This is a genomic window from Escherichia sp. WS547, from assembly GCF_046486065.1.
Classification (GTDB): Bacteria; Pseudomonadota; Gammaproteobacteria; order Enterobacterales; family Enterobacteriaceae; genus Escherichia; species Escherichia coli.
In genome coordinates this window covers 21,790-41,073 of the sequence record NZ_JBJQMA010000014.1, presented here as the reverse complement: position 1 = coordinate 41,073, position 19,284 = coordinate 21,790, and the positions used below count along the sequence as shown (strand labels likewise).

Annotated in this window: 15 protein-coding genes and 1 pseudogene; 7 read left to right on the top strand and 9 right to left on the bottom strand. The window is 44.1% G+C overall.

Annotation, left to right across the window (positions count from 1 at the left end):
- Positions 1–52: 52 nt before the first annotated feature.
- The 5 genes from tnaB (at position 53) to yieF (ending at position 5,039) form a co-directional block, all read left to right on the top strand.
- Positions 53–1,300, top strand: a complete 1,248-nt coding sequence (gene tnaB, locus ACJHWK_RS13855) for a low affinity tryptophan permease TnaB (RefSeq protein ID WP_000131908.1) — start codon at positions 53–55, stop codon at positions 1,298–1,300.
- Between the two features lie 135 nt (positions 1,301–1,435).
- The gene (mdtL, locus tag ACJHWK_RS13850; protein WP_000086003.1) at positions 1,436–2,611 is read left to right on the top strand and encodes a multidrug efflux MFS transporter MdtL; all 1,176 of its coding nucleotides are present in this window, start codon (positions 1,436–1,438) and stop codon (positions 2,609–2,611) included.
- Positions 2,586–3,545 (top strand): HTH-type transcriptional regulator YidZ, encoded by a 960-nt coding sequence (gene yidZ / locus ACJHWK_RS13845; protein ID WP_001315095.1) that lies wholly within the window; start codon positions 2,586–2,588, stop codon positions 3,543–3,545. Before mdtL ends, yidZ begins: the two co-directional genes overlap by 26 nt.
- Positions 3,546–3,701: 156 nt before the next feature.
- Positions 3,702–4,451, top strand: a complete 750-nt coding sequence (locus ACJHWK_RS13840; protein WP_001560168.1) for a 4'-phosphopantetheinyl transferase family protein — start codon at positions 3,702–3,704, stop codon at positions 4,449–4,451.
- 21 nt (positions 4,452–4,472) lie between these two features.
- A complete protein-coding gene (yieF, locus tag ACJHWK_RS13835; RefSeq protein ID WP_001521717.1) occupies positions 4,473–5,039 on the top strand; it encodes a class I chromate reductase YieF in 567 nt (188 codons plus the stop codon).
- 53 nt (positions 5,040–5,092) lie between these two features.
- Here yieF and adeP read toward each other — a convergent pair whose 3' ends face one another.
- Entirely contained in the window at positions 5,093–6,430 is a 1,338-nt protein-coding gene (adeP, locus tag ACJHWK_RS13830; RefSeq protein WP_410234855.1) for an adenine permease AdeP, read from the bottom strand.
- Positions 6,431–6,596: 166 nt separating this feature from the next.
- Here adeP and yieH point away from each other — a divergent pair, with 166 nt between their 5' ends.
- The gene (gene yieH, locus ACJHWK_RS13825; protein ID WP_001521718.1) at positions 6,597–7,262 is read left to right on the top strand and encodes a 6-phosphogluconate phosphatase; all 666 of its coding nucleotides are present in this window, start codon (positions 6,597–6,599) and stop codon (positions 7,260–7,262) included.
- Positions 7,263–7,398: 136 nt separating this feature from the next.
- Here yieH and espY4 read toward each other — a convergent pair whose 3' ends face one another.
- A complete protein-coding gene (gene espY4 / locus ACJHWK_RS13820) occupies positions 7,399–9,807 on the bottom strand; it encodes a T3SS effector EspY4 (RefSeq protein WP_021523305.1) in 2,409 nt (802 codons plus the stop codon).
- A 305-nt stretch (positions 9,808–10,112) separates the two neighbouring features.
- Here espY4 and ACJHWK_RS13815 point away from each other — a divergent pair, with 305 nt between their 5' ends.
- Positions 10,113–11,300, top strand: a complete 1,188-nt coding sequence (locus ACJHWK_RS13815) for a pentapeptide repeat-containing protein (RefSeq protein WP_020233218.1) — start codon at positions 10,113–10,115, stop codon at positions 11,298–11,300.
- Between the two features lie 469 nt (positions 11,301–11,769).
- On the opposite strand, the gene ACJHWK_RS13810 is transcribed toward ACJHWK_RS13815, so the two are convergent.
- The 7 genes and pseudogenes from ACJHWK_RS13810 to pstS all read right to left on the bottom strand — a co-directional run bounded on the left by ACJHWK_RS13810 (position 11,770) and on the right by pstS (position 19,273).
- A complete protein-coding gene (locus ACJHWK_RS13810) occupies positions 11,770–14,154 on the bottom strand; it encodes a type III effector protein (protein WP_170886077.1) in 2,385 nt (794 codons plus the stop codon).
- Positions 14,121–14,268 (bottom strand): annotated as a pseudogene (locus ACJHWK_RS13805) (hypothetical protein). Before ACJHWK_RS13805 ends, ACJHWK_RS13810 begins: the two are co-directional and overlap by 34 nt.
- Before the next feature lie 425 nt (positions 14,269–14,693).
- Entirely contained in the window at positions 14,694–15,419 is a 726-nt protein-coding gene (phoU, locus tag ACJHWK_RS13800; protein WP_000377785.1) for a phosphate signaling complex protein PhoU, read from the bottom strand.
- A 14-nt stretch (positions 15,420–15,433) separates the two neighbouring features.
- A complete protein-coding gene (pstB, locus tag ACJHWK_RS13795) occupies positions 15,434–16,207 on the bottom strand; it encodes a phosphate ABC transporter ATP-binding protein PstB (protein WP_000063125.1) in 774 nt (257 codons plus the stop codon).
- Between the two features lie 90 nt (positions 16,208–16,297).
- Entirely contained in the window at positions 16,298–17,188 is an 891-nt protein-coding gene (pstA, locus tag ACJHWK_RS13790; protein ID WP_001251991.1) for a phosphate ABC transporter permease PstA, read from the bottom strand.
- Positions 17,188–18,147 carry a phosphate ABC transporter permease PstC gene (pstC, locus tag ACJHWK_RS13785; RefSeq protein ID WP_000741620.1) on the bottom strand — a complete coding sequence of 320 codons (960 nt, stop codon included), beginning with the start codon at positions 18,145–18,147 and terminating at the stop codon, positions 17,188–17,190. Before pstC ends, pstA begins: the two co-directional genes overlap by 1 nt.
- 85 nt (positions 18,148–18,232) lie before the next feature.
- A complete protein-coding gene (gene pstS / locus ACJHWK_RS13780; protein WP_000867151.1) occupies positions 18,233–19,273 on the bottom strand; it encodes a phosphate ABC transporter substrate-binding protein PstS in 1,041 nt (346 codons plus the stop codon).
- Between the last annotated feature and the right edge of the window lie 11 nt (positions 19,274–19,284).

Below are 19,284 nucleotides of genomic sequence, written 5' to 3'. Positions count from 1 at the left end.
TCTTACCCTACATCCTCAATAACAAAAATAGCCTTCCTCTAAAGGTGGCATCATGACTGATCAAGCTGAAAAAAAACACTCTGCATTTTGGGGTGTTATGGTTATAGCAGGTACAGTAATTGGTGGAGGTATGTTTGCTTTACCTGTTGATCTTGCCGGTGCCTGGTTTTTCTGGGGTGCCTTTATCCTTATCATTGCCTGGTTTTCAATGCTTCATTCCGGGTTATTGTTATTAGAAGCAAATTTAAATTATCCCGTCGGCTCCAGTTTTAACACTATCACCAAAGATTTAATCGGTAACACCTGGAACATTATCAGCGGTATTACCGTTGCCTTCGTTCTCTATATCCTCACTTATGCCTATATCTCTGCTAATGGTGCGATCATTAGTGAAACGATATCAATGAATTTGGGTTATCACGCTAATCCACGTATTGTCGGGATCTGCACAGCCATTTTCGTTGCCAGCGTATTGTGGATAAGCTCGTTAGCCGCCAGTCGTATTACCTCGTTGTTCCTCGGGTTGAAGATTATCTCCTTTGTGATCGTGTTTGGTTCTTTCTTCTTCCAGGTCGATTATTCCATTCTGCGCGATGCCACCAGCACCACTGCGGGTACATCTTATTTCCCGTATATCTTTATGGCTTTGCCGGTGTGTCTGGCGTCATTTGGTTTCCACGGCAATATTCCCAGCCTGATTATTTGCTATGGCAAACGCAAAGATAAGCTAATCAAAAGCGTGGTCTTCGGTTCGCTGCTGGCGCTGGTGATTTATCTCTTCTGGCTCTATTGCACGATGGGGAATATCCCACGAGAAAGCTTTAAGGCGATTATCTCTTCAGGCGGCAACGTTGATTCGCTGGTGAAATCGTTCCTCGGCACCAAACAGCATGGGATTATCGAGTTTTGCCTGCTGGTGTTCTCTAACTTAGCTGTTGCCAGTTCGTTTTTTGGTGTCACGCTGGGATTGTTCGATTATCTGGCGGATCTGTTTAAGATTGATAACTCCCACGCCGGGCGTTTCAAAACCGTGCTGTTAACCTTCCTGCCACCTGCGTTGTTGTATCTGATCTTCCCGAACGGCTTTATTTACGGGATCGGCGGTGCCGGACTGTGCGCCACCATCTGGGCGGTAATAATTCCTGCTGTACTGGCAATCAAAGCCCGCAAGAAGTTTCCCAATCAGATGTTCACGGTCTGGGGCGGCAATCTTATTCCGGCGATTGTCATTCTCTTTGGTATAACCGTAATTTTATGCTGGTTCGGTAACGTCTTTAACGTGTTACCTAAATTTGGCTAAATCATCCTTCAAGAAGCCAGCCATTTCGCTGGCTTCTTGCCTGTCAGGAAATCACTTATGTCCAAATGGCAACTCGCCTGATTCTCCTTCACCACGTATGCTTTGCGTCACCTTACTATCAGGACGCTTTAGCCCATGTCCCGCTTTTTGATTTGTAGTTTTGCCCTGGTTTTACTGTATCCCGCCGGGATTGATATGTACCTCGTTGGTTTGCCGCGCATCGCCGCCGATCTCAATGCCAGCGAAGCGCAGTTGCATATTGCGTTCTCCGTTTATCTGGCGGGCATGGCAGCTGCGATGTTATTTGCCGGTAAAGTGGCCGATCGTTCAGGGAGAAAGCCTGTCGCCATACCCGGCGCGGCGCTATTTATTATCGCCTCGGTGTTCTGTTCACTGGCTGAAACCAGCACGTTATTTCTTGCAGGGCGATTTCTACAGGGGCTGGGCGCGGGCTGTTGTTACGTGGTGGCGTTCGCCATTTTACGCGACACGCTGGATGATCGACGTCGGGCTAAAGTGCTGTCGTTACTCAACGGCATTACCTGCATCATTCCGGTATTAGCGCCGGTGCTCGGACACCTGATTATGCTTAAATTCCCGTGGCAGAGTCTGTTCTGGACGATGGCAACGATGGGCATCGCGGTACTGATGTTGTCTTTGTTTATTTTAAAAGAAACGCGCCCTGCGGCCCTCGCAGCTTCTGACAAACCACGAGAAAATAGCGAGTCGCTGCTTAACCGGTTTTTCCTCAGCCGTGTTGTTATCACCACCCTCAGCGTTTCGGTGATCCTCACCTTCGTCAACACGTCGCCGGTATTGCTGATGGAAATCATGGGTTTTGAGCGCGGGGAATACGCCACCATTATGGCGTTGACCGCTGGCGTCAGCATGACCGTTTCATTCTCCACACCATTTGCGCTGGGAATTTTTAAGCCACGTACGTTGATGATCACCTCACAGGTGTTATTCCTGGCGGCGGGGATCACTCTTGCCGTTTCACCTTCCCATGCGGTTTCTCTGTTTGGTATCACGCTGATTTGCGCCGGTTTCTCGGTAGGTTTTGGCGTAGCGATGAGTCAGGCGTTAGGGCCGTTTTCATTACGCGCGGGCGTAGCCAGCTCGACCTTAGGTATTGCGCAGGTTTGCGGTTCGTCACTGTGGATTTGGCTGGCAGCGGTGGTTGGTATCGGCGCATGGAATATGCTGATCGGGATTCTGATTGCCTGTAGCATAGTGAGCCTGTTGCTGATTATGTTCGTCGCGCCTGGACGCCCCGTTGCCGCTCATGAAGAAATCCATCACCACGCTTGATCTCAATTTGCTGCTCTGTCTGCAACTGCTGATGCAGGAGCGCAGCGTGACCAAAGCGGCGAAGCGGATGAACGTGACACCTTCGGCGGTGAGTAAGTCGCTGGCAAAGTTAAGAGCGTGGTTTGACGACCCACTCTTTGTGAACTCACCGCTGGGCCTGTCGCCCACACCGCTAATGGTCAGCATGGAGCAAAATCTGGCGGAATGGATGCAAATGAGCAACCTGCTGCTGGATAAACCGCATCACCAGACACCGCGCGGCCTGAAGTTTGAGCTGGCGGCGGAATCGCCGCTGATGATGATCATGCTTAATGCGCTGTCGAAACGGATCTACCAACGTTACCCGCAGGCGACCATCAAATTACGTAACTGGGATTACGATTCCTTAGATGCCATTACTCGTGGTGAAGTGGATATTGGTTTTTCTGGTCGCGAAAGTCATCCCCGTTCGCGGGAGCTGTTAAGCTCGCTACCGTTAGCCATTGATTATGAAGTGCTGTTTAGTGATGTGCCCTGCGTCTGGTTACGCAAAGATCATCCGGCACTGCATGAAGCATGGAATCTGGACACCTTTTTACGTTATCCGCATATCAGCATTTGCTGGGAACAGAGCGATACCTGGGCGCTGGACAATGTGTTACAGGAGCTGGGGCGCGAACGCACGATTGCTATGAGCCTGCCGGAATTCGAGCAGTCACTGTTTATGGCAGCACAGCCCGACAATCTGCTACTGGCGACCGCGCCGCGCTACTGTCAGTACTACAATCAACTCCACCAACTGCCGTTGGTTGCTCTTCCTCTCCCGTTTGACGAAAGCCAGCAAAAAAAGCTGGAAGTCCCTTTTACCCTGCTGTGGCATAAACGGAACAGCCATAATCCGAAGATCGTCTGGTTACGGGAAACCATTAAAAATCTTTACGCGTCGATGGCATAACCGAATCGTATGAAACGCGACCCTATTTCACAATAAAATGTAAAAAAGTTGTAATAAACTTATCTGAATCGAACTTTTAGCCGCTTTAGTCTGTCCATCATTCCAGTAAATGATTACTCTTGTATTCATAATGGACCATTAAGCATGGAGCGAAAAATGGCGACTCACTTTGCCCGAGGGATTTTAACGGAAGGACATCTGATTTCTGTTCGTCTCCCCTCCCAGTGTCATCAAGAAGCCCGAAACATTCCCCCTCATCGTCAAAGCCGTTTTCTGGCGTCCAGAGGTTTACTCGCAGAACTGATGTTCATGCTGTATGGCATTGGCGAATTGCCGGAAATCGTCACCCTGCCGAAAGGTAAACCGGTTTTCAGCGATAAAAATTTGCCTTCGTTTTCTATTTCCTATGCCGGGAATATGGTTGGCGTGGCGTTAACAACCGAAGGTGAATGTGGCCTCGATATGGAACTGCAGCGTGCGACGCGCGGGTTTCATAGCCCACACGCGCTCGATAACCACACCTTTTCCAGCAATGAATCGCTATGGATCAGTAAACAAAACGATCCAAACGAAGCGCGGGCGCAGCTCATCACGCTGCGCCGAAGCGTGCTAAAACTAACCGGTGATGTTTTGAATGACGATCCGCGCGATCTGCAGCTGCTGCCCATTGCCGGACGCCTGAAATGTGCTCATGTAAATCATGTAGAAGCGTTATGCGACGCGGAGGACGTGCTGGTGTGGTCCGTGGCGGTCACGCCCACGATTGAAAAGCTCAGTGTCTGGGAGTTAGATGGCAAACACGGCTGGAAAAGCCTGCCGGATATTCACAGCCGCGCCAACAATCCTACCAGCCGGATGATGCGTTTTGCCCAGCTCTCTACCGTGAAGTCTTTTTCGCCAAATTGATAGACAACCACAGGAGTCATCATGTCTGAAAAATTGAAGGTGGTTACGTTACTGGGAAGCCTGCGCAAAGGCTCATTTAATGGCATGGTTGCACGTACCCTGCCGAAAATTGCTCCGGCGAGCATGGAAGTCAATGCGTTACCTTCCATTGCCGACATTCCCTTGTATGACGCTGACGTACAGCAGGAAGAAGGTTTTCCAGCAACGGTTGAAGCTCTGGCGGAACAGATCCGTCAGGCTGACGGTGTGGTGATCGTCACGCCGGAATATAACTACTCGGTACCGGGTGGGCTGAAAAATGCCATCGACTGGCTTTCCCGCCTGCCGGATCAACCGCTGGCCGGTAAACCGGTGTTGATTCAGACCAGCTCAATGGGCGTGATTGGCGGCGCGCGCTGTCAGTATCACCTGCGCCAGATTCTGGTTTTCCTCGATGCAATGGTGATGAACAAGCCGGAATTTATGGGCGGCGTGATTCAGAACAAAGTTGATCCGCAAACCGGAGAAGTGATTGATCAGGGTACGCTGGACCACCTGACCGGGCAATTGACTGCATTTGGTGAGTTTATTCAGCGAGTTAAGAGCTAAATAAAAAACCCGCCAGCAAACATGCATGGCGGGTTTTTAACGCGCTATCGATTTTAGTGAGCGTCGATAAACACAATCTTCAGGATAAACAGCAGCGCAACGATGATTACGCACGGGCTTATATCACGCAGACGTCCGGTACCAATCTTCATCACGCAGTAGGAGATAAAGCCCAGCGCAATACCTTCGGTAATCGAGAAGCTGAACGGCATCATCACAGCGGTAATAAACGCCGGAACACATTCAGTAAGATCCTGCCAGTTCACGCGAGCAAGACTTGAGGTCATCAGTACGCCCACGTAGATCAGCGCGCCAGCTGCGGCATATCCCGGCACCATCCCCGCCAGCGGCGACAGGAAGATAACCAGCAGGAACAGCAGACCAACAACGACTGCCGTCAGGCCGGTACGCCCCCCAACGGAAACGCCGGAAGAAGACTCGATATACGCCGTAACAGAAGAAGTCCCGATAAACGAACCGGTCACGGAAGAGATGCTGTCGACATACAGTGCCTGCTTCATGCGCGGGAATTTACCTTTTTCATCCGCCAGTCCTGCTTTATCTGTCACGCCAATCAGCGTACCGGAGGAGTCAAACAAGTTGACCAGCATGAAAGAGAAAATCACCCCTGCCAGCCCAAGGTTAAACGACCCGGCTAAATCTACATGACCCACGACAGTCATTACGCTCGGCGGCGCAGAAACGATGCCATTGTAGTGGACATCACCCAGCATCCAGCCCAGCAGCGTCGTCACCACGATGGAAACCAGCACCGCCGCGTGAATGTTGCGTGAGGCCAGAATAGCAATGATGAAGAAGCCGAGGATCCCCAGCAGTACGCTGTGAGAAGTCAGATTACCGATGCTCACCAGCGTTTCCGGGTTAGCGACAATCACACCTGCATTCTTCAGTCCCATCATGCCAATAAACAGGCCGATACCGCTGGTAATGCCCACACGCAGACTCACCGGAATGTTGGCTATCATCCAGTAGCGAACGCGGAAAATCGTCAGTAACAGCAGACCAATCGCGCCCCAGAAGATTGCGCCCATCCCGACCTGCCACGGCAAGCCCATTGCCTGCACAACCACAAAAGCGAAGAACGCATTCAGGCCCATAGCGGGTGCCAGTGCAACTGGCAGGTTAGCAAACAGTCCCATCATAATACTGCCGAATGCAGCAATCAGACAGGTCGTGACGAAGACGGCGCTGGTATCCATGCCAGCAACGCCAAGAATTTGCGGGTTAACAAAAACGATGTAAACCATCGTCAGGAAGGTGGTAAAACCGGCGATCACTTCGGTCCGTGCCGTCGTGCCATGTTCGCGCAGTTTAAACACGCGTTCCAGCATCCCCTGGCCAGAAGCCTGGGTTGTGTGTTGTTGACTCATTATCTATTTCCGAACAAGGAGGGAAAATCCGTCGCTATCGTATACCAAAATGAGACAATATGGACGGCTGAAGATAACTTTTTTTCATTGTATTTGCTTATACGGCAACGATTGCGTCATGCAAATTGGCATGACGAAAACGTTAAACTAACGATAAAGGAAAGACATGTCCCAGATAGAAGCGGTATTTTTCGACTGCGACGGTACGCTGGTCGATAGCGAGGTCATTTGCTCTCGCGCCTATGTCACGATGTTCAGGGAATTTGGCATTCACGTTGAGCTGGAAGAGATTTTTACCCGTTTTAAAGGCGTAAAACTCTACGAAATCATCGACATCATCAGTAAAGAACAGGGCGTGACGATGGTCCAGGCCGATGCCGAACACGTTTACCGCGCAGAAGTAGCACGTCTGTTTGATACCGAACTTGAGGACATCGCAGGAGCGAACGAATTGCTGGCAAGCATTAACGTGCCGATGTGCGTCGTCTCTAACGGTCCGGTCAGCAAAATGCAGCATTCGCTTGGTAAGCTCAACATGCTGCACTACTTCCCGGAAAAACTGTTCAGCGGTTACGACATTCAGCGTTGGAAGCCCGATCCGGCATTAATGTTCCATGCTGCAAAAGCGATGAATGTGAACGTTGAAAACTGCATTCTGGTCGATGACTCCAGCGCCGGCGCGCAATCAGGGATAGATGCCGGAATGGAAGTGTTTTACTTCTGCGCTGACCCGCACAATAAACCGATCGTTCACCCGAAAGTCACCACCTTTACCGAGCTGGCGCAGCTGCCTGCACTCTGGAAGGCACGCGGCTGGAAGATAACGCGATAATCGCCTCCTTACTTCAACGCTTACACATCAGTCACGCTGGTTTGAGATAAAAAATACCAGGTGTCTGATGAGTAAGCGTCTATTCCCTATAAATAATTTATGTCGTTAATCGTCCAGTCGCTCACCCTCTGTATGGTTAAGCCTGGTTTATATTTTTCACAATATCGGGATACCGTTCGAACCAATCCAGAATATTAAGCATCGCGTTACTGATATTTTTATTCGCTTTATATTGATTCTCGCGTCTATGATTTTTAACAATATTAAGGTTAGAACGTATCTTATTGTCATCGTCAGCAATCTTCTGATTTAATGCCGCTACTTCATCCTGTACTTCTTGACTATTCCACTTGTCCCTTTTGTTATCAAATAAAGTCCTTTTATCATCTACTGATTTATCACGCTTTATGGTTAACTCTTTAATTTCTCGCAATAAGTCATCGTAATCTTTAATGGAAGCTCTTATTTCCTGATAGTTTTTTAGTAAATCCTCCCTGTTAATTGCGAATACACTGGAAAAATAGTGAAAATCGCGAGCATATTTATTGAGCCTTGAATCGTAATCTGTCTTAAAAGATTTTATATGTTCCAGTTGGTTTGATAGTGCTTTAATTTGTTTTTCTTCAACACCTTCAAAAATGGGTGCAAGTTCCTTATATTCAAATGTTACATTTCTAACAGATTCTTTATGAGACTCCTTAATTTTCTTTTGGATAAATTCGGTTGGATTTTCAGTAAGTATTGTTCCATCTGGCGGCGGAATCATTTTATTTATTATAGATTCAACAAACTTAATTCGTTCATTTTCTATCATATTGCTAATGATATTTTGTGCTTTTACCTGCATATCTTTGAAAATAAAAAACTCAATCCTACTATTATCAAAATGATATTTTCCCTCGTACGATTTATTTTCAACATAAAGTGTTGATAAAAACGACTCTAACTCTAAAAATGCGTTTTTATATTTTTCCTTAGTCTTTGACTCGGAATTATAAAAATTTATTACATCGATATTGATAGCACTTACCTTTTTTAAGAAATCAGATATTTGTTCTTTACTTATAGCTCCGTCTAGATCCATATACATGTATTTTTGCGCTGTAAGACCATCTTTTGAATAATTTGTATTTGGATCAATAGCACAGTCTTTGCACCTATCTCCACTGTAATAATAGCCTAAATTTGCCCCAATCAAATTACTATTTTTAAAGAAGACATTATTGTTTTCTGTATTTTTCTTGCTAAATGAAGAATCGGTCCCTTTCTTTATACTCTCTACGCATTTCGAAAAATTATCATCTAACTTAAGATTTCTCGATCTTCTTTCAATGTAATCAGAAAAATACTCTTTGGGGTTAAACATAGATCTATCTGAACCATCTTCACGAAGACCATCGTTTATTTTAATATGCTTCAAATTACAATTATAAAACACAGTCCCCGTATCCGGACCCCTGATTTCATCATAATTAGACTTGTTGAACGAATTTGCCAAAAAATCCATTCCATGAGCATCAAGCCCTATTATATTACAGTTATAAAAATGACTCAGAAGTATACTCGAGCCAGGACAACATCCTCCCTGGATTATACAATCCTGAACGAAAGACTGCATAAAGAGATAAGAACCTAATTTTTCTTGAATACTATCAGGTTGTGTAACGGTGTAGATTTTAGACGTCTCACATCTATAATTTTCAATTTTGCATTTAGAAATAAAACAACCTTTAAACATACCTTTTATTGGTTTTTTATTTCCTGACCCCACAGTATCATCATTAGTCTCATAAAGCTGTATGTTGTTGAATTTACAATCCTCGAAATAACAATTTTCAAAAACCGGACCTTCAAGGTTAGGGCTGTTTATCACTCCTGAAAAAACTACATTTTTAAAACTACAATATTTTAATGAATTTAAAACATCCTTAGACAACGATGATAAATTGATTGTTGTATTAATAATAGGAATTTTATTTTTAATCAGTGTCGTAAGTTTTACAGCATAATCATCAAACATAAATCTCTTCAAGGGAGAATTATCAAAATGTAAATCATCAATATAATTATCAAGCGTTAATCTCTCTGAAGAAACCTGTTTTTTTTCGTTATCATTCGAAGTAGCCCCCGTGTAGAGATTAAAGGATCTACTCACAATAACTTCATTATTTTCATTTGTGGTAAAGTCTGTCTTAGTACTAAATCGCCATTGTTGTTCTTTTTTTGCCAGAGATTTAATCTTATCGAACACCTCGGCTTTGTTATCAACTTTCGTGACAAATTCGTAAATTAAGCCTTTGACTTCTTTAATATGAGAGCCGGGAAAAAGATCGCGAACAAACTCCCACAGTGTACGTTTTTTAAATAAATCCCCTTTGCCATCAAGAATATTTTCAATATCCTTAGAGTTTACATTATATTTCTTATTATTAATACTTACAGCAATTTTATCACAATATCCTTTATGATTAAGTCTCTCCTTATTCATTGCTTCTAAAAAAGGATTAGTATTAAAAAGAACATCTGGTTTTAATTTAGCAACCATAAACCCTCCGGCGTGCAATATTGAGTTGTTTTGTTTGAAAAACAATAACTTCTATGTTGTTAATTAACTGTACTGCTAGTTAGGTTAGCAACAAGTGTTACTTATATTACCGGTGAATACTGTAAAAAATAGCTCATTATTTCCATTTTAACCCAGGGTGTTCACCCTGGATTTGCAATTTTTAGGGGGTTAACGGTACATTCCACGGGTTAACCGCAGCATCAGAAAATGAGCGTTTTTTTATAGCCGCTTTTATTGTCGAGGTTAAAATAAATAGATTTCATTAACTTTTATCAAGGTGATTTATGGATAATCTTATTGGCACACCACCAAACCACGCAGTTCCCCATAAGTATATGGATATGGAGCAAATGGAATATTTATGTCATCTCAATCGTTTTTCTAAATTGTCTGACGATTTTTTAATAAATGGTCAGAGAGAGGACCTTTTTACATACAAATATGTTTTAGATGGCTCTTTTTCAAATTTACAGCATTTACTTCCCAAAGGACAACTACAGAAGATACAACAGCGATTAAGTTCTCTTATGTATAAAAACAAGTTTCATTGTTTTCATGTTTTTTTATTAAAACTATGCTCAATTGAGAGTATTCCTCTCCCAAATGCCGATTACGCTTTCTTTGATGACGAAATGCCATTTACATTAACTGATGAACAGATCGAAAATATTTCTTTTTTAAACGCATATCACAAAGAAAAGAAAGGAAACAACGACATTGTTACATTTGATTTCATGAGCGCTGATCACCACCATAATTTTAGCACAACCATAGCTTTAACAAATGATAGCTTCCATATATCTTCAATAAACAACCATAACGCACAGGTTATATTCGATGAAAACATCCATTTACATCCCTATGAATTACCAGAATCATCACAATGGTGTTATCAGTTAATAAAAAACATGATTTCTTTACATTGCAGATATAATAACAATTTCAAAATAAAAAAAACCTGTTGTTTTGATTTTAAAAATAAATCTTTTTGTAATGCCAGGTTGCAATATATAACGTTTATTGCATGTTTATTTTCACATGCAAACATGAAATATTCGACATTTCATGATGTTAACCTTGATATGTGTGAGATAAAGAATTGCAATTTTGACAATTCAGAGATGAATTTCATTTCGTGCGTCGGGACAAATTTTAGCGGTTCTACATTTAACAATGTAAAAACAACAACAGCGCAACTAATTAAGACACCAACAAAGTGGACGAATAATACTCTAAAATATTGGTTCTCCAGTTGTAATAAACGTAATATCATCTTCACTTTTAATACAATATCTGATAGAAATATGAAATTAAAAGGTATCAAGGATATATTACTGTCGTTGGTTGACCAAAAAGTCAATATTTATAGTGTAAGGCAAGAGCTTCTGGATTTTCTTAATAATGATTTATATAAAAATAATGGAGAGATTCTCTCTTATAAAGAATCAATAATGTTGTTTTGTGCTGTGTAGCCGAAAAATAGATGATTCAGATTAACTACCGCACTCTATGTTGTGTTTATATCCATGTCAGGTAACAGGTCATTTGTGAATCCTGACACCAGACTATGACTATCGCCCAGGGATAATCCACAACCGCTGGAAGTAATCTCATTTCTGCAGGATAAAACCGTAGAGTGCGATTGCGATGAATAATAAATACAGGCTTATTATTCCAGTCTTTTTTATTGCGTTGGTTGTTTCAAATGGCTCGGTTAGTAAAATGCACCATTCGCTCGGAAAACTCAACATGTTGCACTCTTATACGCCGTCTGGAAAAGGCGTAGGAGTGGTATAACCATTTAATCGCCTCCCAACGTCAACGCTTACACATCAGCGACACTGGTTTAATTAAAGCATACCAAATTTCTGATGAGTAAGCGTCTTTTCGTATAACCTCATTGTCACAGGAACGACTTGATCCGTTTATTTATTCGCCATGTTATTCAGTATCAATTTTTTTAATAGCTTTCACCATATTTTCATTTTCTTTTAGCCAACTCCTGATATTTTGAACTACATCATTAAGTGTATTTTCTTGTTGATACTCTTTCTCCAATCTCTCTGTTTCATCCTTAAGATGTAGAATCTCTTTACTTATATTTGGTATTTTTCCATCTATCACCTTTATTATCCCCTTAATCTCATTAATTCTTTCCGCATCTTTTTTATCTTTATTGTCTTTATTATTTAAGTAAAAACCCTCTTTAATCAATTGATCCTTAGTATCGACTAAATCATTTCTTTCGACAATAAGTTTGGCATATTTGTCTTTTATATCGCCATAATTTTCCTTATTATAGTCATTATTTTTCTCAATTACCCACCGTAAATATTGCTCAATGCTAGAGAATAAATCGACTTTATCATCTACATATTTTGATACTTTCCTATAATCCCTGTAATTTATTTCCGTTCTTTCCTTAAATTCATTCAATGCTAAAAAAATCTTTTGCATTTTATCAAAATTATCATCTTCATGATTATTATTATAGTCTTTGTAAATATCCCGCAAATCATTAAAATTAAAGTGGAAGTGAAATCTTGCGCTGTTTGAAATAGCAGAACGATTTATTTTTAAATAGTTACGTTCATCGTAATGTCTTTGCCAAAAGAATCCAGTATAGAGGTTATGCATGAAATTCACTTTATCAATATCTATTTCATTGGCTATATCTTTTTCTATATTGTACAAAACATTTAATATAATATACTGGATAGCTTCACCATTAAGTTGATATTTTTTGCCTTCATCATCAAGATTGAAGCTACCCAGCTTGACCAACAAAGATTGTAAATATAATAGTTCCTTTTCGTAATGACTTATCGCATCCTTGCCATAATTATTGAATTCTTCTACCCATGAATTAACTTCCATTAAATTTTCCATGAAATCTGAAATGCCATTTTCAGCTATAGCTCCTTTCATGTCCATATAAACAGGAATTCTAATCTGGCTATTCGCAGCAAGATTACCACTTAACCAAGTGGTTGAAGGATCAATAGCACAATCATCCAATTTAATTCCATTGATTGACTCGCCCAAACAGGTTTTAAGTAAATTGCAATTACTAAGTTTTAAATATTTATCTATATCATCAGCAACGTATTTATCATTTATATAACGACCGCCACTCATATTAGGGAAAAGATTAACGTAGATAAGGTTTGAAATGTGTTTATCCAGATTAAGTTTACCTCCATCCTTTTTGAAATATTCTCTGGGATCAAAATCCAGTAAATCTTTGCGAATTCCATTTCGTTTGCATGTCATATCAGAGGAGCTAAAATCACACATATAAAAATGATTATCATATTTTAATTCACATCTATATTTGTGATAAAACGAAGTCCCTATGAAATCCATTTCAGCACCATTAAGCTTTGCTATTTTACAACATAACAAACTGCTTGCAATAATACTTGCATTTTTACACACTCCATTCAGAAGAGTACATTCATATACAAATGATTGCATAAACAGATATGCACCAACTGGCTTACCCACATTGGGATCTTGATTTACAGAGTATATTTTTGATGTATCTATGTTAAAATTTTTTATTTCACATCGATACAGAAAACACTCTTTAAACACGCCGTAAATAGGTATTTCATTATTTAGTTTTACTCGACACCTGGAGCTTATAAGTGACACATTCTCAAATTTACAGCCCTCAAAAAAACAATTTTCAAATACTGAACCATTAAGATTTTCGTAAGATATATTACCAGTGAATGTCACATTTTTAAAGTTACAATATTTTAAAGATGCCAGGGCTTCTTTTTCCAGTGCAGATAAATCAATTGTGATATTTTCAAAGGGGATTTTATTTTTTAAATATACGCTAAGCTTTTCATTATCATTTGGGAACTGTATTTTCAACATCCCTGATTGAAAAGCTTTCTCATCAAAATGAATATCATGCTTATAAATATCAAAACTGATTTTTTCTGAAAATAAAGAATGCATTGTCTTTTTTTCAGCATCAATATGATGATCTTGCGCATTAATATTTATTTTAAATACTCTACTAACAATAATATCTTTATTTTCATCTACAATAAATTCTGTCGTCGCATTAAAGCGCCATTGTTGATCTTGATCGGCGAGAGATTTAATTTTATTAAATATATCAGCTTTATCACCAGTTTCCGACACGAAATCTATAATGGCTTGTTTAGTCTCCTTAATATGATACATGGGAAAAAGATCGAGTATAAATTCCCAAAGACTTCGTTTAAGAAAAGATTGACTATAACCAGCTAAAATGTTTGTTATATCTTTATGAGTTACTGAATACTTACCCACATCATCAACAGACAAACCAATTTTTCCTGAATATTTTTGCGTTCTATTTTTTTCATTCAGATTTTCATCTGGCATTTTAGTCAGAGTAGCAAATTTATCTGTAACTGTACTATATGATGATATAGCCATAATCATTTCTCCTGAACACAATATTTATTCGCCCGAGCACAACACATTGCCGATTTGTCTTAAAAAAGCATACTTGCGTGTTGGTTTGCTACGATTATGACTAAACCACCTATGAATACTGTAAAAAATCGCTCATTTTTTATGTTTCGATATAGGGCTTTTACCCTGGTTTTTGTTTTCTTTTCCATTCTCTGTGCAGGCAGCGATATAAATGAAAGGAATACTAAAAATGTTTTTATAGCGGGGCACTACATTAAAAGTAAAATAATTCAAATGAAATAATGTATATGCAATGTACTGGGAGAGTTTCGAGGTGAGTTTGTGTGGCAATATTTCAGGGAGAAAGTTTATCAGCCCGGTAACTATGTATGACCGGGCTGATTGCCAGATTCGGCGTAAAAGCCTTATCTGACCTACAGTTAGCGTTACTCTTTCGGGTCTTTTCCGGCCAGCAGTTTATCCAGCTCATCACCGCCTACATGACGGAAATCCTGACCTTTCACGTAGTAGAAGATAAACTCACAGATATTCTGGCAGCGGTCGCCGATACGTTCGATTGAACGCGCACAAAACAGCGCGGTAAGTACGCTTGGAATGGTGCGCGAATCTTCCATCATGTAGGTCATCAGCTGACGAACAATACCTTCGTACTCCTGATCGACTTTTTTATCTTCACGATAAATACGTACCGCTTCGTCAATGTCCATCCGCGCGAACGCGTCCAGCACGTCGTGCAGCATCTGGATGGTATGACGGCCCAGCGACTCCAGACTTACCAGCAACGGCTGATGCTGCTGGGAGAATTTCTCCAGCGCAGTACGGCAGATTTTGTCCGCCACGTCGCCAATACGCTCCAGCTCGGCAATGGTTTTACTGATCACCATAACCAGACGCAGGTCGCTCGCCGTCGGCTGGCGTTTGGCAATAATGCGCACGCAGGCTTCATCGATCGCCACTTCCATCATGTTGACGTTCTTGTCGCCTTCGATGACGCGCTTCGCCAGATCGCTGTCCTGGTTGTGCATTGCAGTGATCGCATCAGAAAGCTGCTGCTCCACCATGCCGCCCATGGTCATCACCTGCGTGCGGATGCTTTCCAGTTCGGCGTTGAACTGGCCGGAAATATGTTTATTAAGATTGAGACTGTCCATAACGCACTCCTGAATCAACCGTAACGACCGGTGATGTAGTCTTCTGTTTGTTTCTTCGCTGGCTTGGTGAACAGATCGTCCGTGTTGCTGAACTCAATCAATTCGCCCAGGTACATAAACGCCGTGTGGTCGGAACAACGCGCAGCCTGCTGCATGTTGTGGGTGACGATCACCACGGTGTAATCCTGCTTCAGTTCGGTAATCAGCTCTTCAATACGCCCGGTGGAGATGGGGTCGAGCGCCGAACATGGTTCGTCGAGCAGCAGCACTTCCGGGCGAATGGCGATACCACGCGCAATACACAGACGCTGTTGCTGACCACCAGAGAGAGAGTAACCGCTCTGATGCAATTTATCTTTGGTTTCGTTCCACAATGCGGCTTTGGTCAATGCCCACTGCACGCGCTCGTCCATGTCGGCACGGGAGAGCTTCTCAAACAGACGCACACCAAAGGCGATGTTGTCGTAGATGGACATCGGGAACGGCGTCGGTTTCTGGAACACCATGCCCACTTTCGCACGCAGCAGGGCGATATCCTGAGAGTTGGTCAGGATGTTGTCGCCATCGAGCAGAATTTCACCTTCCGCACGCTGTTCCGGGTACAGTTCAAACATTTTATTGAAGGTACGCAGCAGCGTCGATTTACCGCAGCCGGACGGCCCGATAAACGCCGTTACCTGGTTTTTAGCGATATCCAGGTTGATGTTTTTCAGGGCATGGAATTTGCCGTAGTAGAAGTTCAAATTACGAACCTGAATTTTACTCGGGGCAGTTTCAACCATACTCATTGCAATCTTTTCCTCATCGTGCCTGATGCACTTCGCTAATCAGGCTTACCGTAGGCCGGATAAGGCGTTCACGCCGCATCCGGCAAAGTGTTAACCGTGTTTATTCTTCGCAAAAACAACGCGCGCCAGAATGTTCAGCAGCAGTACGCACAGGGTAATGATCAACACCCCGGCCCAGGCCAGTTGCTGCCATTCCGCAAACGGGCTCATCGCAAACTTAAAGATCGTCACCGGCAGGTTGGCGATCGGCTGCATCATGTCCGTGCTCCAGAACTGGTTGGAGAGCGCGGTAAACAGCAGCGGCGCGGTTTCACCGGCAATACGGGCAATCGCCAGCAGGATACCGGTCATAATCCCGGATACCGACGCTTTCAGCGTAATCGCGGAGATCATCTTCCACTTCGGCGTACCCAGCGCATAAGCCGCTTCACGCAGGCTGTCCGGCACCAGTTTCAGCATGTTCTCGGTGGTGCGGATAACAATCGGCACCTGCAACAGCGCCAGCGCAATCACGCCCGCCCAGCCGGAGAAGTGCTCCATCTGCGCCACCACGATGGTGTAAACAAACAGACCAACTACAATCGACGGTGCGGAGAGCAGAATGTCGTTAATGAAGCGAATCACTTCTGCCAGCCAGGATTTACGACCATATTCAGCCAGATAAATCCCCGCCATAATGCCCAGCGGCGTACCGAATACCGTGGCCCACAAAATTAACAGCCCGCTACCCGCCAGGGCGTTCGCCAGACCACCACCTTCCGTATTGGGCGGTGGCGTCATTTCAGTGAACAGCGCCAGCGACATACCATCGATACCGCGGGTGATGGTGGACATTAAAATCCAGATCAGCCAGAACAGGCCGAAGGCCATCGTCGCCATCGAGAGCGTCAGCGCAATACGGTTCTTAAGGCGGCGACGCGCCTGCATTTTGCGGCGGGATTCCGCCAGCGCCGCAGTGGTTTGCATTTCAACCATAGCCATTAGCGTGCCCCCTCATTCTTAGCCAGGCGCATAATCATAAACTTCGATGCGGCGAGGACGATGAAGGTAATCACAAACAGGATCAGGCCCAGTTCCATCAGTGCGGCAACGTGCAGACCGGATTCCGCTTCGGCAAATTCGTTCGCCAGCGCAGAGGTGATACTGTTGCCCGGCATGTACAGCGAGGCGCTGTCGAGCTGATAGGTGTTACCGATGATAAAGGTCACCGCCATGGTTTCACCGAGCGCACGCCCCAGCCCCAGCATGATGCCGCCGATAACACCATTTTTGGTGAACGGAAGAACGATACGCCAGATAACCTCCCAGGTGGTGCAGCCAATACCGTAGGCCGACTCTTTCATCATCACCGGGGTTTGTTCGAACACATCGCGCATTACCGCCGCAATGTACGGAATAATCATGATGGCGAGGATCACGCCTGCCGCGAGGATACCGATACCAAATGCCGGGCCAGAGAACAGCGCGCCGACAATCGGGATATTCGACATGATATTGCCGACCGGCTCCTGGAAGTAAACGGCGAACAGCGGCGCAAAGATAAACAGGCCCCACATGCCGTAAACGATACTTGGAATGGCTGCCAGCAGCTCAATGGCGATACCCAGCGGGCGTTTCAGCCAGCCAGGCGCAAGCTCAGTCAGGAACAGGGCGATACCGAAACTCACCGGGACGGCGATCAGCAGCGCGATAAACGAAGTCACCAACGTACCGTAGATCGGCACCAGCGCCCCGTAGATATCGTTTGGCGCATCCCACTCTTTGGTCCAGAGGAAAGCCAGACCAAATTTCTGAATGCTCGGCCAGGAGGAGATGATCAGAGAGACAATAATGCCACCCAACATCAATAGCACAATCAGCGCCGCCAGTTTTACCAGCACGCTGAAAATTATGTCGCCCTTTTTACCCGGTGGGTTAAAAGCAGGCTTGGTTGCAGCCATAAGTTACTCTTCAGTTAAACGCGTTTACAAAGTCATTTTGTAATGCCGGATGCGGCGTAAAACACCGTACCCGGCCTGAGTTTTATTAGTACAGCGGCTTGCCGCTACTGTCTTTAATATTGGTCTTCCACGCAGCGCGAACCTGTTCCACTACGCTATCCGGCAGGCTGGCGTAATCCAGGTCGTTCGCCTGTTTAGCCCCGGTTTTGTACGCCCAGTCGAAGAATTTCAGCACTTCTGTGCCCTGCTCTGGTTTCTTCTGATCTTTGTGGACCAGAATGAACGTGGTTGAGGTAATAGGCCATGCATCTTCGCCTTTCTGGTTGGTCAGATCCTGAGCGAAGGTTTTGCTCCAGTCTGCGCCTTTTGCTGCATTAGCGAAGTTTTCTTCGGTCGGACTAACCGGTTTACCATCAGCGGAGATCAATTTGGTATACGCCAGGTTGTTCTGCTTAGCGTAAGCATATTCAACGTAACCAATTGCACCCGGCAGACGCTGAACGAACGCAGCGATACCGTCGTTACCTTTACCGCCCAGACCGATCGGCCATTTTACGGTAGAGCCAGTACCAACGTTGTTTTTCCACTCTTCGTTCACTTTCGCCAGGTAGCTGGTGAAGACGAAAGAAGTCCCGGAGCCATCTGCGCGGCGTACTACAGCAATGTTCTGTGAAGGCAGTTTCAGACCCGGATTCAGTTTGGCGATGGCTTCATCATCCCACTTCTTGATTTTGCCCAGGTAGATGTCGCCGAGGGTTTTACCATCCAGCACCAGTTCGCCAGACTTCAGCCCTGGAATGTTAACCGCCAGCACCACGCCGCCAATCACGGTCGGGAACTGGAACAGGCCTTCCTGAGCCAGTTTTTCGTCAGACAGCGGCGCGTCAGAGGCACCGAAATCAACGGTATTTGCGATAATCTGTTTTACGCCACCGGAAGAACCGATACCCTGGTAGTTAACTTTATTACCGGTTTCTTTCTGGTAAGTGTCAGCCCATTTGGCATACACCGGCGCAGGGAAGGTTGCACCTGCGCCTGTCAGGCTTGCTTCTGCAAACACAGAGAAAGCACTCATCGATAAGGTCGCGGCGACAACAGTTGCGACGGTGGTACGCATAACTTTCATAATGTCTCCTG